This is a genomic window from Kitasatospora sp. NPDC088548 (assembly GCF_044753005.1).
Lineage (GTDB): Bacteria > Actinomycetota > Actinomycetes > Streptomycetales > Streptomycetaceae > Kitasatospora.
The window spans coordinates 38,541-53,470 of record NZ_JBIVMI010000029.1 but is presented as its reverse complement, the minus strand read 5'-3'; the positions used below and the strand labels follow the sequence as shown (position 1 = coordinate 53,470).

The following is a 14,930-nucleotide window of genomic DNA, read 5'->3' as shown; positions in this document are numbered from 1 at the left end:
TTGCGTCCCCGTCCGTCCCCGTCCGGTCAGAACGGGTACCAGCGCACGTCCGTCGCCCCCTCGCGCAGCGAGTCCACCCGGCGGCGGAACTCGGCGAGCGCGGCCGGATTGCCCGGCGCCTGCTGCGCCACCCAGGAGGCGCTGGCCGTCTCGCGGGCCCCGCGCAGCACCGCGAAGCCGGGCCACTCGCGGACGTCCCAGCCGTACCCCTCGGTGAACGCCCGGTAGTCCTCACCCGGTACGCCGTACCGGTCGTGGCTGAGCGCGAGCACCACCAGGTCGTGCTCGCGCAGGTCGCGCGAGACGTTCTCCAGGTCGAGCAGGACCGGGCCGTCCGGGCCGACGTGGACGTTGCGCGGCAGTGCGTCGCCGTGGATCAGCCCCGGCGTCAGATGCGGGGTCAGGTCCGGCAGGGCGGCGGTGAAGGCGTCCCGGCGGTGGCGCAGGAAGGCGACGTCGACGGGGTCGACGTGCCCCTCGGCCGAGGCCAGCCAGCGTTCGACCGGGGCCAGCAGGTCGCGCCGGGCCAGCGGGAAGGGCGGCAGCGGCAGCCGGTGCAGGGCGCGCAGCAGCGGGGCGAGGTCGGCGGGGCGGGCGGGCCGCTCGGCGGGCGCGAGCCGGTGCCAGAAGGTGACGGGGTGCCCGTGGGCGAGCTGCGGCTCGGGCTCGACGGCGTCGTACGGGCGGACCACCGGGATGCCCTGCCCGGCCAGCCAGTCGGCGACGGCCAGCTCGTGGTGGGCCCGGTCGTAGAGCTCGGGGCCGCGGCCGACCTTGGCGACCACGGCCGGGTCGCCGAGGTCGAAGACGGCGTTCTCGCCGAGCGCCAGCAGCCGGGCGTTGCCCGGGCCGGGCAGGCCGGCGGACTCGCAGGCGTGGGCGAGCAGCAGCCGGGCGCGGCCCTCGTCGAAGGGGATCATGGACGCGGCTCCGTTCCTCGGGGTGGCCGAGCGGCTCGGCCGGGGGTGGGGGACGGTGATCATCATGACGCACGAGGGCCGGGCCCCGCGTGACGCGGGGCCCGGCCGTGGAGCGGAGGAGCCGGTGGTGGTGTCAGACCTCGATCCGGCGGTGCCGCGCCCCCTCCGCCGGGGCGCCGGCGGGGGCGGGGACGGTGCCCTGCGAAACCTGGCCGGCATCGACCGGCGGGAAGCTCTCGCCGTGCGAGAGCTCGGGCAGCCAGCGCAGCCAGGACGGCAGGTACCAGTTGCGCTCGCCGAGCAGGGTCATCACCGAGGGCAGCAGCACCGCGCGGATCACGGTCGCGTCGATCAGCACCGCGACCGCCAGGCCGACGCCCATCTGCTTCATCGCCTGCATGGAGAGGGTGCCGAAGACCCCGAACACCGCCACCATGATCACCGCGGCGCTGGTGACCACCCCGGCCGTGGAACGGATGCCGTGCGCGATGGCCGTCCGGGTCGGCAGGCCGCGGTCGCGGCCCTCCTTGATCCGGGAGACCACGAAGACGTGGTAGTCCATCGAGAGGCCGAAGAGGATCACGAAGAGGAAGAGCGGCACCCAGGACTCGACCGCGCCGACCCCGGCGGTGCCCAGCAGCGAGGCGCCCACCCCGTGCTGGAAGACCAGCGTCAGCACCCCGTACGCGGCGCCGACCGAGAGCAGGTTGAGCACCACGGCGGTGGCGGCGACGGCCAGCGAGCGGAACGAGGTCAGCATCAGCAGGAAGGCGAAGAGCACCACGAAGCCGAAGACCAGCGGCATCGAGCCGGTCATCTTCGCGTTGAAGTCGTAGGAGCCGGCGGTGCGGCCGGTGACCGGGGCCTCGGTGCCGGGCACCTTGAGCACGGTGGCGGGCACGATCTCGCCGCGCAACGTCTTCAGCGCGTCGTTGCTGGCGGTGTCGTTGCCGCTGCCCTGCAGCGGGATGTCGACGGTGGCGATGTTCTTCTCGGGGTGCACGGCGACCTCGATCGGGCCGTGCATCCGGCCGCTGGCCAGGGCCCTGGTCCTGAGGTCGGCGATCGCGGCGGTCATCGCCGGGGAGGTGATGTCGGTGGCCTTGATCACCACGGTGGCGGGGGCGGGGCTGCCGGGGAAGGCGGCCTCGATCTTCTCCGAGGTGGTGACCAGTTCGTTGCCCTTGGGCAGCTGCTGCTGGAAGGTGAGGTTGGCGGTGTGCATGGTCAGCATCGGCGCGGCGAGGCCGACCAGGAGCGCCCCGGCGAGCACGGTGGCGGCCAGCGGGTGGCGCAGCACGGGGGTGAGGACGGCGTTCCAGACCCGGCCGCCGGTCGCGGCGGCGTCCGGGCGGCGCAGCCGGGCCAGCAGCGGGACGCGGCCCTTCTCGACCTTGTCGCCGAGCATCGACAGCAGCGCGGGCAGGACGGTCAGCGAGCCCAGCACGGCGGTGATCACGACCACGATGGTGGCGTAGGACATGGCCTGGAACTCGGCGATGCCGGTGAGGAACATGCCGGCCATGGCGACCACGACGGTGACACCGGAGACCAGGACGGCCCGGCCGCTGGTGGCGGCGGCGATCTTCAGCGCGGTCTCCAGGTCGCGCCCGGCGGCCCGCTCCTCGCGCTCGCGGCGCAGGTAGAAGAGGCAGTAGTCGACGCCGACCGCGAGGCCGACCAGCAGCATCACCGAGCTGGCGTTGTCGCTGGTGTGCAGGAAGCCGCTGCTCAGCGCGACCAGCCCGCCGGCCGCGACGAAGGCGGTGATGGCCAGCACCACCGGCAGCACGGCGGCGACCAGCGCGCCGAAGGCGATCAGCAGGATGCCGAGCGCGAGCGGCACGGCGGTCCACTCGGCGCGGGCGAAGTCGTCGGAGAACTGGTCCTGGATCCACTTGTTGGAGCTGGCGTCGCCCAGCTCGACCACGGTCAGGTCCGGGTGCTGCTTCTGCACCTGGGCGACGGCGTCCATGATGGCCGGGACGTTCTCGACGGCCTCCTTGCGCTCGCCCTTGACGGTGAACTGGACGAGCGCCGAGTGCCCGTCCGCGGAGACCGCCTTGGTGTCGTACGGGGATTGGACACCTTCGGCCTTGCCGGTGCCGTTGACGGCGCTCACCACCTGGTCGACGGCGGTTCGGAAGGTCGGGGCGTCGGCGGTCAGCGCGGTGCTCTGGACGAGGACGGTCTCACTGGCGGGGGGCTTGAGGCCTGCCTCGTCGAGGATCTTGGCGGCGCGGGCGACCTGGCCCGGCATCGACTCGGAGTCGGCGACCTTCTCGCTGCCGTGCAGGCCGCCGAGGAAGGTGGCGAGGACGACGAAGAGCAGCCAGCCGAAGACGGCTGTCTTTCTGTTCCGGGCGCTCCAGGCGCCCATCGAGGCAGCCATGCCGAGCTTGGTCTTCACGGGATTTCCCCCAGGGAGAGCGGCGGTCATCGCCGGGTGAGCGGCGGTGGCCACCCCGGCGGGATCAGGTCGCGGGCGGTGCGCCCGGCGTCGCAATCGACAGTAGGGAAAAGGCCGTTGACCAGGTATCCGGCTGGCGGGGGAGTTCTTCCTGGGGGTTTCCTCGGGGGAGGGGTGGGGTTATCCCTACCCCCCTACCCTGATGTCTCCTCCCTCGGGGTGGGGGAGGGAAGTCCACCCTGAGGGGGAGCGGTCTCCACCCCGAGTACGAGGTACGGGGGCCGTCCGGCGGGTGAAGATGGTCGGGGCTCGCCGTTCGGCGACCCTGAGGGGGTCGGCCACGGGGGCTGCTTGCCGGGCGGCAAGCAAGTTCTCGTAGGATGATGTCCTCTGAACACTTACCTGCCGACCGGCAAGGGGGCTCCGCGTTCCCCGCCGGTCCTGCCGTCGCCCGACGTCCCGTCCCTCAGGGCTGCGGTGAGTCATGCCCAGGAGGCATCACGAGCATGTTCCACCGAATAGGACAATTCGTCGTCCGCTACGCCTGGTGGGTGATCGCGGCGTGGATGGTCGCGGCCATCGCGATCATCGGGACGGCGCCCAAGCTGACCGCCAACACGGACGAGTCGGCGTTCCTGCCCAAGCACTACGAGTCCATCCAGGCCATGCAGGTCCAGGAGAAGGCCTTCCCGTCCGCCGTCTCGCCGTCCGCGCTGCTGCTCTTCGAGCGTACCGACGGCGGCAAGCTGGACGAAGCGGACAAGGCCACCATGGCCAAGGTCGTGCAGGGCCTGACCGACAAGAACATCCCGCTGGTCCAGAAGGTCCTCCCGGTCAGTGACGAGTCCGTCTCCAAGGACGGCAAGTACGCCATGTCGATGGTCGCCATCGACAAGTCGAAGATGCAGACCGACGAGTACAGCGACGCCGCCAAGAAGCTGCGCGAGGAGGGGACTTCGCTCGCTTCCGGCAGCGCCCTGAAGTTCCAGGTCGGCGGCCCGGCCGCGAGCGCCCTGGACCAGAAGGACTCCGGCAAGACGGCGGAGATGCTGATCGGCGTCGGCACCATCGTGATCATCCTGCTCACGCTGGGGATCATCTTCCGCAGCCCGATCATCGCGCTGCTGCCGGTCATCTCGGTGGCCATCTACTCGATGGTCGCCAACGGGCTGATCGCCGACGCCAGCAAGCTGTTCGGCCTCAAGGCCGACAACTCGATGTCCGCGATCCTGATCGTGGTGCTGTACGGCGTCGGTACCGACTATTTCCTGTTCCTGATGTTCCGCTACCGCGAACGGCTGCGGGCCGGGGACACCCGCAAGGAGGCCGTGGCCAACGCCGTCGGCCGGGTCGGCGAGGCGATCGCCTCCGCGGCCGGCGCCGTCGTGGTCGCCTTCGCGGTGCTCGTCCTCTCCAGCCTCGGCATGTTCAAGGCGCTCGGCCCCTCGCTGGCCATCGCCGTGGCGGTCACCGCGGTCGCCTCGGTCACCCTGGTGCCGGCGATCCTCTGCCTGATCCCGGAGCGGGTGCTGTTCTGGCCGTCCAAGGCCTGGCAGCGCGAGCCCTCCAGCGCCCGCTTCGCCGCGATCGGCCGCGGCGTCAGCCGCCGCCCGGCCATGGCCGCCCTGGTCTCCGGTCTGGTGATGGTCGGCCTGGCGCTCGCCGCCCTCGGCTACAAGGGCACCTTCGACCTGGCCGGCAGCTCCATGCCGAAGACCAAGGAGTCGATGGTCGTCCAGGACACGATGATCAAGGCGTACTCGGCCGGCGCCGCCGACCCCGCCCACGTCTACGTCTCCAGCCAGAACGGCACCAAGCTCGACGCCGCCGGCCTCCAGGGCTACGTGGCGGAGCTCGGCAAGGTCGACGGCGTCAGCGGCGCCGTCCTGGCCGACCCGGCGCGCAACATCAGCGCGGACGGCCTCACCGCCGACATCACCGTGGTGCTGAAGGACGAGTCGGCCAGCAACGCGGCCATCGACACCATCGGCGCGGTCCGTGATGTCGCTCACGACAAGGCCCCGGCCGGCACCAAGGCGTACGTCGCCGGCACCAGCTCCGTGTACAAGGACATCAACACGGCGATGGTGCACGACTACACGCTGGTCTTCCCGGTCGCCGCCCTGCTGATCATGATCATCCTCGGCCTGCTGCTGCGCAGCGTGGTCGCCCCCTGGTACCTGATGGCCTCGGTCGGCCTCGGCTTCGGCGCCACCCTCGGCGCCACCAAGCTGGTCTTCCAGGACATGAAGGGCGAGGCGGGACTGATGTTCATGCTGCCGATCTTCATCTACCTGTTCGTGGTGGCGATCGGCACCGACTACAACATCCTGATGATCGCCCGCCTGCGGGAGGAGGCCCGGGAGGGCCGCAGCCCGCGCGAGGCGGCCGGTCAGGCGATCCGCCACGGTGGTCCGACGGTGGCCGCGGCCGGGTTCATCCTGGCGGCGACCTTCGCCACCATGCTGCTCGCGGGCAACACCATGCTCAGCGAGATGGGCTTCTCGATCGCCATCGGCATCATCGTCTCGGCCTTCGTGATGTCGATGTTCTTCACCCCGGCGCTCACCGCGCTGCTCGGCCACCGCGCCTGGTGGCCCGGCCACGGCGACACCGTCGGCCACGGTTCCGGCCCGGCGCCGCTCGCCGGCGCGCACGACGTACCGGAACCGGCCGGACGGCACTGACCGTTCGTAGTCGGCCAGGGGCGGGCGGTACTCTCTTCGGGGGGTGCCGCCTGCCCCCTTTCCCCGGCCGGCAAACGTGACGTGCTGGGCAAAAAAGCCCCGGTCACTCGGGGTGTCGTCGTGCTACAGTCGAACCAGTTGCAGTTTTGGTTCCCATGAACGTGTGTGTGCGCCTGCTGGTTCCAACCAACAGGCGCATTTGTTTTGTCCGGTGTTTCAGTCTCCGGATGGGGATCGCGGCTACTTTGGGGCCCGCGAGGTGCGGGTTCCGATGCCCCAGTTTTTAGAGGAGACGGTTATGGCTACCGGCACCGTGAAGTGGTTCAACAGCGAAAAGGGCTTCGGCTTCATCGAGCAGGACGGTGGCGGCGCCGACGTGTTCGCCCACTACTCGAACATCGAGGCGCAGGGCTTCCGTGAGCTCGTCGAGGGCCAGAAGGTCGAGTTCGACGTCACGCAGGGCCAGAAGGGCCCGCAGGCCGAGCACATCCGCGTCATCTGAGTCCAGCCACAGAGCTGACTCGCGATCTCGCGCAGCGAGGGCCCGTACCGCACGGTGCGGGCCCTCGCCCATGCCGCCGAACGGCCGGGGCGGCACCTGACTCCCGACGGCCGAACCGCCCCGATCCCGGGGTGCCAGACGACCGGACGGAGACTCCGTGACCACCCCTGCCCGCTCGCCCCGCGAGGGCGACCGCAACCGTAAGCCCCGCAGCCGCAACACCGGCGCGGGCGCACCGCGCAGCGCCGGCACCCGTGGTGGCGCCCCCCGCAACGGCGCACCCCGCAAGAGTGCCCCGCGCGCCGCCGAGCCCGCCGACTTCACCGTGGTCGAGGGCACCCCGCCCCGCCCGCCGGTGGCGAGCTTCGCCGAGCTGGAGCTGCCCAAGGGCATCCTGAGCGCGCTCACCCGTGAGGGTGTCATCGAGCCGTTCCCGATCCAGGCCGCCACCCTGCCGGACTCCATGGCCGGCCGCGACGTGCTCGGCCGCGGCCGCACCGGCTCCGGCAAGACCCTCGCCTTCGGCCTGCCGCTGCTCGCCCGCACGGCCGGCCGTCGCGCCGACGCCCGGTACCCGCTGGCGCTCGTCCTGGTACCCACCCGCGAGCTGGCCCAGCAGGTGACCGACGCGCTCACCCCCTACGCCACCGCGGTCAACCTGCGGATCGCCACCGTCGTCGGCGGCATGTCGATCACCCGGCAGGCCAACGCCGTGCGCCGCGGCGCCGAGGTCCTGGTCGCCACCCCGGGCCGGCTGGACGACCTGATCAACCGCGGCGACGTCCGGCTGGACCACGTCGCCATCACGGTCCTCGACGAGGCCGACCAGATGGCCGACATGGGCTTCCTGCCGCAGGTCACCAAGCTGCTGGAGCAGGTCGCCGAGGGCGGGCAGCGGATGCTGTTCTCCGCCACCCTGGACCGCAACGTGGACCGCCTGGTGCGGCGCTTCCTGACCGACCCGGTGACCCACTCGGTCGACCCGTCGGCCGGCGCGGTGACCACCATGGACCACCACGTGCTCCAGCTGGACGCGTCCGACAAGGCGTCCGCCACCGCGCACATCGCCTCCCGCGAGGGGCGCCTGATCATGTTCGTGCACACCAAGCACGGCGCCGACCGCCTCGCCAAGCAGCTGCTGGCCAACGGCGTGAAGGCGGCCGCCCTGCACGGCGGCAAGTCCCAGCCGCAGCGAAACCGGGTGCTCGACCAGTTCCGCGACGGCCACGTCACCGCGCTGATCGCCACCAACGTCGCCGCCCGCGGCATCCACATCGACGGCCTCGACCTGGTCGTCAACGTCGATCCGCCGATCGACCACAAGGACTACCTGCACCGCGGCGGCCGCACCGCCCGGGCCGGCGAGTCCGGCACGGTCGTCACCCTGGTCCTGCCCGAGCAGCGCCGCGAGGTCAGCCGGCTGATGACGGTGGCCGGCATCCGCCCGACCACCACCAAGATCCGCCCCGGCGACGCCGAGCTCAGCCGCATCACCGGCGCCCGCACCCCCAGCGGCGTGCCGGTCACGGTGGCCGTCCCGGTCGTCACCCAGCCGGCCGCCGCCGCGGACGGGAAGGCCGGCGCCCCGCGCCGGCGCCCCGCCAAGCGCTCCGGCCTGCCGACCGACGTCGACATGAACGGCAACCCCCGCCGCCCCCGCCCCAAGCAGCGCATGGGCGCGGCCGGCGGCGGCCAGGGCGGCGGCGGCTCCCGCCAGGCGGCCGGCTTCATCGGCCGCTCCTCCGGCCGCGCCAAGCCCGGCTCCGGCACCAAGTCCGGCTCCAACTACGGCACCGGCCGCCAGCGCCGCAAGTCGGACTGACGCCACCTGACCAACGGCCCGGCACCCCTGACGAGGGGTGCCGGGCCGTTCTGCACTCCTGTGGGCAACGGTCAGACCGTGCCGAACTCGCGATCCTGGACGGCCGCCACGAAGGACTGCCAGGCGTCGGCCGGGAAGATCAGAGCGGGGCCGGCCGGGTCCTTGGAGTCGCGGACGGGCATGAGGCCGGCGAACCCCGGCGCGACCTCGACGCATGCGCCGCCGTTGCTGCTGTAGCTGGACTTGATCCAGTGTGCGCGGGTCAGGTCAGTGCTGGACATGGGGATGGTTCCTCCCGGACGGCGCGGATCATGGCAAGGGAATCGGCCCTCGACAGTGCTAGCAGGGCCGTGTGCTTGTGCTGGAACCACATCAGCACCGGCGTGCCGCCTGTGTTCAGTACTTCGTCGACCTTGCGCGCGAACTGCTCGCTGGGCGCCTCGCGGGATGCAAGTTCGGTGTAGGAGACGTACGAGGGGTCGTAACCGACCTTCCTGGCCAACTCTGCCTGCGTCAGCCCCGCAGCCTCGCGTGACCTGCGAAGTTGCACGCCGAAAGGCGCCCAGTGGCTTGATGACGGATCAAGTTGTTCGATTCACCATGGTTCACCAACCTGGGAAGGCGTCAGTCTCCTGTCAGGAGATGAGGCCGATCGTACGCCAGCAAGGTCCGTCGTGGGTACGGATTGTGAGAGTTCATGAGCACAGAGCTACCTGTGGCGGTTGGAACATGGTGATGGATCGCAGGATTCCCAAGATGGGGTCGTTGTCTCCAGCCGGAAGATCAGCCTCCGGGGCCTCGGGTCTCGGCCGGTTCGGCCGTTCGCGCGAGGGTGTCGCTCGTGGTCTAGGCCCCGCGCAGTTCCGTCCGGATGATCCGCTTGGCCTCGGCGGCGAGGTTGAGGTTGGCGCTGACGCCTGTCCCGGTGAAGCTCAGCCGGGGGCGTGGCGGGGTCTCGCCCTCACCCGTCGGGCGGAGTGTGTGACGGCGGATCTCCTCGGCCTGCCCGGCATTCAGTCGCCCGATGAGGTCGGGGAGTTCGGGTTGGCGGTCGTGGGCGACACTCATGTCACGAGGCTACCGACCCCGTACCCGTCGCTGCGGGTGGCTCAGGCGGTGCGGGCCGGGGCGGCGAGGGTGGCCGGGCGGGCGGCGTCGTAGCGGGTCAGGAGGAGGCGGGCGACCTCGGGGGCGGGGCCCAGGACGCCGGCCAGGAGGTCGGCGCCGGCGTCCTCGGCGGCGGTCGCGATGCGGTCCGGGAGGAGGCCGGGGGCGAGCAGGTACGGCGCGACGGCGACCTGCCGGGCGCCCGCGGCGCGCAGGGCGGCGACGGCGTCGGGGACGCGGGGCCCGGCGGCGGAGGCGTAGGCGACCTCGGCGGCGGCCCAGCCGCGGGTGCGGCGCCACTCGGCGGCCACCGCCCGGGTGGCGGCGTCGGCGGCCGGGTCGGAGGAGCCCGCGGCGGCGAGGACGACACCGGTGCGGGCCCGGACGGCGGCGGAGGAGACGTCCAGCCCAGCCTCGGCGAGGCGGCGGTCCAGGGCGGCGAGCAGCAGCGGCGAGGGGCCGAGCACGTCCGCCACGGGCAGGGCGGCGCCGGCCGCGCGCAGGGCGGCGGGGATGTCGTGCTTGGCGTGGAAGGCGCGGTTGAGCAGCAGCGGCACGGCCACGGCGGCGGTGAGGCGGGCGACCACCTGCGGGATGCGCGGCGCGCAGTGGTCCAGGTAGGCGGTGGCCACCTCCAGACCGGGCCGCAGGGCGCGGACCTGCCCGACCAGCGCGGCCACCGTCGCGGCGTGCCGGGGGTCGCGGCTGCCGTGGGCGATCAGCAGCAGGGCGGGGCCGCCCGCCGCCACCGGTGCGGTGGCGGCGGACAGCCGGCCTTCGTTCCTGCGGAGCATGCGGAGCGGCCTTACTTGACGGCGGCCAGCAGGCCGCGGTTGCGCAGCACCCGGCGCTCGATCGGGGTGAACACCAGCAGCTCGATGGCGATCCCGACGAACAGGATGAGGATGATACCGAGCAGCACCCCGGCCATGTCGGAGAACTCCCGCTGGTTCTCCAGGTACCGGCCCAGGCCCAGGCCCAGGTCGGGGGAGGAGGCGACGAGTTCGGCCGCCATCAGGGAGCGCCAGGAGAACGCCCAGCCCTGCTTGAGGCCGGCCAGGTAGCCGGGCAGCGCGGCCGGCAGCAGGATGTGCCTGGCCCCGGCCAGGCCGGTGGCGCCGATGGTCCGTCCGGCCCGCAGGAACAGCGGCGGCACCTGGTCGATGCCGGACACCAGCCCGTTGGCGATGGACGGGACGGCGCCGAGCAGGATCACCGCGTACATCATCGAGTCGTTGATGCCGAGCCAGATGACGGCGGCCGGCACCCAGGCGACCGACGGCAGCGACTGCAGACCGGAGAGCACCGGCCCGAGGGCGGCCCGCACCGGCTTGACCCGGGCGACCACCAGGCCGATCGGGGTGCCGATGACGACGGCGACCACGAAGCCGGACAGGCCGCGCCAGACGCTGGTCCAGATGATCGAGAACAGCGTGCCTTCCGTCCAGAGGTCCCCTGCGGCCCCCAGGACGTCGGCCGGGCTGGGCAGCTTGTACGAGGGGGTGAGGTGCAGGCTGTAGGCGCCCTGCCAGAGGGCGAGCACCAGCACCACGCCGAGCAGCGGCGGCAGCGCCTTCTGCCGGAGCACCTCGCCGAGCGAACTGCGCTGCGCGGTGACGGAGTCCAGCGCGTCCAGGCCGGCCCCGACGTCGGCCGAGTCGGTGGGCGCGGCCTTGTCCAGGACCGGGGTGGTGTCAGTGCTGGCCATGGCGACGGATCTCCCCACGCAGTTCTTCGGTGATCTCGATGGACAGGTCGGCGACGCCGGCGGACTCGATCCGGCGCGGCTGTGGCAGGTCGATCCGCCACTCACGGGCGACCCGGCCGGGACGGGAGGAGAGCAGCACCACGCGCTGGGCGAGCCGGACGGCCTCCCGCACGTTGTGGGTGACGAACAGGACGGAGAGCTGCCGCTCGGCCCAGATCCGGGTGATCTCGTCGTGCAGGACGTCCCGGGTGATGGCGTCGAGCGCGGCGAACGGTTCGTCCATCAGCAGCACCGAGCCGCCCTGGGCGAGCGCGCGGGCCATCGCCACGCGCTGGCGCATGCCGCCGGAGAGCTCGTGCACGCGCTTGCCGTACGAGCCGCCGAGGCGGACGAGTTCGAGCAGCCGCTCGGCCTCGGCCTTGCGCTCGTGGCGGGCCACGCCGTTGAGCCGCAGGGCCAGTTCGATGTTCTTGCCGGCCGTGAGCCAGGGGAACAGCGCGTGCTCCTGGAACATCAGCGCGGGGCGACCCCCGGCCACCTCGATCGAGCCCGCGGTGGGCTTGTCGAGTCCGGCGACCAGGTTGAGCAGGGTGGACTTGCCGCAGCCCGAGGCTCCGAGCAGCGTGACGAACTCTCCCGGCGCGACATCGAGCGTGATGTCGTCCAGGACGGGGGTCTCCGAGCCTGCGCGGCCGAAGGACTTGTGCACGTGCGAGATCCGGACGGCGGGCGAGCCGCCGCGGGCGTCGACGCCGGTGGCGTCTTCCGAGGTGGTCAGTGCCGGGGACATCCGGGCACCTCCTGCATGAGTGGTCATGGGCCCCTCCTGCCGTTGGCGGGCAGGGAGGGAGAGGCTGGCGACGCGGGGCCGGGGTCCGGCCCCGCCCGTCCCGTGCTTGCGGGCATCGATTGGGCATCGACCGGGCGGGCGGGGTCCGGACCGCGGAGCTTGGAGCGCGGCGGCGCGCCACGGGTGTGACGCGGCCGGGCCGCGGGTGGGGCGGGCCGCGCTACTTGGTGCCGAGTCCGGCGTCCGCCACGGCGCTCTGGCCCTGGGCCGCGAGCACCTTGTTGAGCAGGGTGAGGTCGTAGATGCCGTTCAGGTTCGGCTTCTTGAGCAGGCCCGCGGTGACGGCGTGGTCGGCCTCGGCCTGGAGGGTGTTGGCCAGCGGGTCGTCCAGGAAGTCGATGTCCTGCCAGGCCGGGTCGAGGATGGCCGCGTCCAGCGCGCTGCCGGCCTCCTTCTTGATGGCCTCGTTGGCGTCGGCCTTGGCCTTGTCCGGGTTGGCCTTGATGAAGGCGTTGGTGTTCACCGAGCCGCGCAGCACGGCCTCGACCACGTCCGGGTGCTCCTTGAGGAACTTCTGCGAGACGATGATGTTGGTGATCACGAACTTCTTGTCCGGCCAGATGTCCTTCTCGTTGAGCAGGACCTTCGCGCCGAGGGTGACCAGCTTGGACGCGGTGGGCTCGGGCGCCCAGGCGCCGTCGATCGAGCCCTGCTTGTAGGCGTCCGGGGTGACCTTGTTGTCCGAGCGGACCACCGAGACGTCACCGGCGCCGGTCTTGGCGTCCACCTTGTAGCCCTTGCCGGCCAGGTAGTTGAGCAGCGCCACGTCCTGGGTGTTGCCCGCCTGCGGGGTGGCGATCTTCTTGCCCTTGAGGTCGTCCAGGGAGGAGATCTTGTCGGGGTTGACCACCAGCTTGACGCCGCCGGAGGCCGAACCGCCGATGATCTTCAGCGACTCGCCGTTGGACTGGGTGTAGCCGTTGATCGCGGGGGAGGGGCCGATCCAGCCGATGTCGATGGAGCCGGCGTTGAGCGCCTCGATCTCGGACGGGCCGGCGTTGAAGACCTGGGTCTTGATCTGGGTGGCGCCCAGCTCCTTCTGGAAGATGCCCTCCTGGAGCCCGACCAGCGGGGTGCCGTGGGTCAGGTTGGCGAAGTAGCCGATCTTGACCGTGTCGGCGGAGAGCTTCGCACCGGAGGCGGAACCGGCGGCGGGGGCCGCGGAGCCGGACTTCTTGTCCTCGCTCTTCGAACCGTAGCCGCAGGCCGAGAGCAGGGCCACGGCGGTGAGGCCGGCTATGGCGGCCGCGGCGGAGCGTCTGATCCGACCGGCGGCCGGGCGTGCGGGCCTATGGGGAAGGGGGCTGTGCGGGAGTGCCTGGTTCGGTGCCATGGGCGGAGTCCTGTTCACGGACGGACCGTCAGGAGGCGGTCTCGGGGCGGAAATCGGGCAGTGGTGCTTGCGGCATCGGGATGCCGGGCAAGCCGGGCCCTCGTCGCTGTACCGGCTGTGGGGCGGGACAGCGGCGGCGGGGCCCGGTGACAGGGCTGCCAGTCAGCCCTGTCGGCCCGCACATCGCGTCAGGCCGCCCTGGCCACTGCCGAGGACGCCGCTGCCGATGCGGCCGCCTTCCTTGTCCATGCCCGAGAACGCCTCGCTGGGCATCAGACCCAGTCCTCCTCGTTGGATGCGTCGGGTGCGTCGGTGCGTACGGTGTCGAACGCCTCGCCCGCCATGCCGGCGGTGAGGGTGGTGCCGTCGGCCGGGTCGATCAGCAGGAACGAGCCGGTCCGGCGGTTGTCGGAGTAGGCGTCGAGGGCCAGCGGCTCGGCGGTGCGGAGCACCACGTGGCCGAGGTCGTTGACGTTCAGCCCCTCGGCGCCGGAGCGCCGTTCGAGCGTGTCGATGTCGATGCGGTAGGTGATGTCCTTGACCAGCGCCCGGACGGTGCGGGTGGTGTGCTTGAGCAGCACCTTGTCGCCGGCGCGCAGCGGGCGCTCGCTGAGGTGGCTGACGGTGGCCTCGATGTCCTTGGTGGGCACCGGGGCCGGGCCGGCCGCGATCAGGTCGCCGCGCGAGATGTCGATGTCGTCGGCGAGCCGGACGGTGACCGACTGGGGGGCCCAGGCGACGTCGGTCTCGGTGCCGAGCGCGTCGATGCCCGCGACGGTGGTGGTGTGGCCCGAGGGCAGCACCGTCACCGCGTCGCCGACCCGCAGCACACCGGAGGCCAACTGCCCGGCGTAGCCGCGGTAGTCGGGGTGCTCCTCGGTCTGCGGGCGGATCACGTACTGGACCGGGAATCGGACCGGTTCGGCGCTCGGGTCGCTGCCGACGGGCACCGTCTCCAGGTGCTCCAGCAGGGTCGGGCCGCCGTACCAGTCCATGTGGGCGGACGGCTCGACCACGTTGTCCCCGGTGAGCGCGGAGATCGGGACGGCGACCACGTCCTTGACGCCCAGCGAGGCGGCGTAGACGGTGAACTCCTCGGCGATGCGGGCGAAGACGGGCTCCGCGTAGTCGACGAGGTCCATCTTGTTGACGGCCAGCACGACGTGCGGCACCCGCAGCAGCGCCGCGACGGCGGCGTGCCGGCGGGTCTGCTCGACCACGCCGTTGCGGGCGTCGACCAGCACGACCGCGAGTTCGGCGGTGGAGGCTCCGGTCACCATGTTCCGGGTGTACTGCACGTGCCCGGGGGTGTCGGCGAGGATGAACCGCCGCCGGGGGGTGGCGAAGTAGCGGTAGGCGACGTCGATGGTGATGCCCTGCTCGCGCTCGGCGCGCAGGCCGTCGGTGAGCAGCGCGAGGTCGGGCGCGTCCTGGCCGCGGCTCAGGGAGGCGCGCTCGACGGCCTCCAGCTGGTCGGCCAGCACGGACTTGGAGTCGTGCAGCAGTCGGCCGACCAGGGTGGACTTGCCGTCGTCGACCGATCCCGCGGTGGCGAAGCGCAGCAGGGCGGTGGCGGTTGCGGTGGTCATGG

13 protein-coding genes are annotated in these 14,930 nt (G+C 71.9%); 3 read left to right on the top strand and 10 right to left on the bottom strand.

The window, feature by feature from the left end; all coding sequences use genetic code 11:
- Positions 1 to 26: 26 nt before the first annotated feature.
- Positions 27 to 920 carry a phosphotransferase enzyme family protein gene (locus ACIP82_RS30155; protein ID WP_400657980.1) on the bottom strand — a complete coding sequence of 298 codons (894 nt, stop codon included), beginning with the start codon at positions 918 to 920 and terminating at the stop codon, positions 27 to 29.
- 133 nt (positions 921 to 1,053) lie between these two features.
- Positions 1,054 to 3,360 carry an MMPL family transporter gene (locus ACIP82_RS30150; protein ID WP_400658087.1) on the bottom strand — a complete coding sequence of 769 codons (2,307 nt, stop codon included), beginning with the start codon at positions 3,358 to 3,360 and terminating at the stop codon, positions 1,054 to 1,056.
- A gap of 476 nt (positions 3,361 to 3,836) precedes the next feature.
- On the opposite strand from ACIP82_RS30150, the gene ACIP82_RS30145 reads away from it, so the two are divergent.
- From ACIP82_RS30145 to ACIP82_RS30135, 3 genes are all read left to right on the top strand, one after another.
- Positions 3,837 to 6,017, top strand: coding sequence for an MMPL family transporter (locus ACIP82_RS30145; RefSeq protein ID WP_400657978.1), 2,181 nt, complete (start codon positions 3,837 to 3,839; stop codon positions 6,015 to 6,017).
- 298 nt (positions 6,018 to 6,315) lie between these two features.
- Positions 6,316 to 6,519, top strand: a complete 204-nt coding sequence (locus ACIP82_RS30140; RefSeq protein WP_363609217.1) for a cold-shock protein — start codon at positions 6,316 to 6,318, stop codon at positions 6,517 to 6,519.
- A gap of 157 nt (positions 6,520 to 6,676) precedes the next feature.
- Entirely contained in the window at positions 6,677 to 8,341 is a 1,665-nt protein-coding gene (locus ACIP82_RS30135) for a DEAD/DEAH box helicase (RefSeq protein WP_363609215.1), read from the top strand.
- A 71-nt stretch (positions 8,342 to 8,412) separates the two neighbouring features.
- Here ACIP82_RS30135 and ACIP82_RS30130 read toward each other — a convergent pair whose 3' ends face one another.
- The 8 genes from ACIP82_RS30130 to ACIP82_RS30095 form a co-directional block, all read right to left on the bottom strand.
- On the bottom strand, positions 8,413 to 8,622 hold the full coding sequence (locus ACIP82_RS30130) for a DUF397 domain-containing protein (protein WP_400657976.1): 210 nt from the start codon (positions 8,620 to 8,622) through the stop codon (positions 8,413 to 8,415).
- Entirely contained in the window at positions 8,604 to 8,891 is a 288-nt protein-coding gene (locus tag ACIP82_RS30125; RefSeq protein WP_400657975.1) for a helix-turn-helix domain-containing protein, read from the bottom strand. Before ACIP82_RS30125 ends, ACIP82_RS30130 begins: the two co-directional genes overlap by 19 nt.
- A 296-nt stretch (positions 8,892 to 9,187) precedes the next feature.
- Positions 9,188 to 9,409, bottom strand: a complete 222-nt coding sequence (locus tag ACIP82_RS30120) for a hypothetical protein (protein WP_400657974.1) — start codon at positions 9,407 to 9,409, stop codon at positions 9,188 to 9,190.
- Positions 9,410 to 9,450: 41 nt separating this feature from the next.
- The gene (locus tag ACIP82_RS30115; RefSeq protein ID WP_400657972.1) at positions 9,451 to 10,242 is read right to left on the bottom strand and encodes a sirohydrochlorin chelatase; all 792 of its coding nucleotides are present in this window, start codon (positions 10,240 to 10,242) and stop codon (positions 9,451 to 9,453) included.
- Between the two features lie 11 nt (positions 10,243 to 10,253).
- On the bottom strand, positions 10,254 to 11,156 hold the full coding sequence (locus ACIP82_RS30110; protein ID WP_363609205.1) for an ABC transporter permease: 903 nt from the start codon (positions 11,154 to 11,156) through the stop codon (positions 10,254 to 10,256).
- The gene (locus ACIP82_RS30105) at positions 11,143 to 11,973 is read right to left on the bottom strand and encodes an ABC transporter ATP-binding protein (protein ID WP_400657969.1); all 831 of its coding nucleotides are present in this window, start codon (positions 11,971 to 11,973) and stop codon (positions 11,143 to 11,145) included. The genes ACIP82_RS30110 and ACIP82_RS30105 overlap by 14 nt, the downstream gene beginning before the upstream one ends.
- A 193-nt stretch (positions 11,974 to 12,166) precedes the next feature.
- Complete coding sequence (locus tag ACIP82_RS30100) at positions 12,167 to 13,228, bottom strand: aliphatic sulfonate ABC transporter substrate-binding protein (protein WP_400657967.1); 1,062 nt, start codon at positions 13,226 to 13,228, stop codon at positions 12,167 to 12,169.
- Positions 13,229 to 13,611: 383 nt separating this feature from the next.
- Complete coding sequence (locus ACIP82_RS30095) at positions 13,612 to 14,928, bottom strand: sulfate adenylyltransferase subunit 1 (protein WP_400657966.1); 1,317 nt, start codon at positions 14,926 to 14,928, stop codon at positions 13,612 to 13,614.
- Positions 14,929 to 14,930: the final 2 nt, after the last annotated feature.

Excerpts from the sequence above, each read along its gene's own strand:
- ACIP82_RS30155 (WP_400657980.1), bottom strand. The coding sequence starts at position 920 with ATGATCCCCTTCGACGAGGGCCGCGCCCGGCTGCTGCTCGCCCACGCC.
- ACIP82_RS30150 (WP_400658087.1), bottom strand. The coding sequence starts at position 3,360 with ATGACCGCCGCTCTCCCTGGGGGAAATCCCGTGAAGACCAAGCTCGGC.
- ACIP82_RS30145 (WP_400657978.1), top strand. The coding sequence starts at position 3,837 with ATGTTCCACCGAATAGGACAATTCGTCGTCCGCTACGCCTGGTGGGTG.
- ACIP82_RS30140 (WP_363609217.1), top strand. The coding sequence starts at position 6,316 with ATGGCTACCGGCACCGTGAAGTGGTTCAACAGCGAAAAGGGCTTCGGC.
- ACIP82_RS30130 (WP_400657976.1), bottom strand. The coding sequence starts at position 8,622 with ATGTCCAGCACTGACCTGACCCGCGCACACTGGATCAAGTCCAGCTAC.
- ACIP82_RS30120 (WP_400657974.1), bottom strand. The coding sequence starts at position 9,409 with ATGAGTGTCGCCCACGACCGCCAACCCGAACTCCCCGACCTCATCGGG.
- ACIP82_RS30115 (WP_400657972.1), bottom strand. The coding sequence starts at position 10,242 with ATGCTCCGCAGGAACGAAGGCCGGCTGTCCGCCGCCACCGCACCGGTG.
- ACIP82_RS30110 (WP_363609205.1), bottom strand. The coding sequence starts at position 11,156 with ATGGCCAGCACTGACACCACCCCGGTCCTGGACAAGGCCGCGCCCACC.
- ACIP82_RS30105 (WP_400657969.1), bottom strand. The coding sequence starts at position 11,973 with ATGACCACTCATGCAGGAGGTGCCCGGATGTCCCCGGCACTGACCACC.
- ACIP82_RS30095 (WP_400657966.1), bottom strand. The coding sequence starts at position 14,928 with ATGACCACCGCAACCGCCACCGCCCTGCTGCGCTTCGCCACCGCGGGA.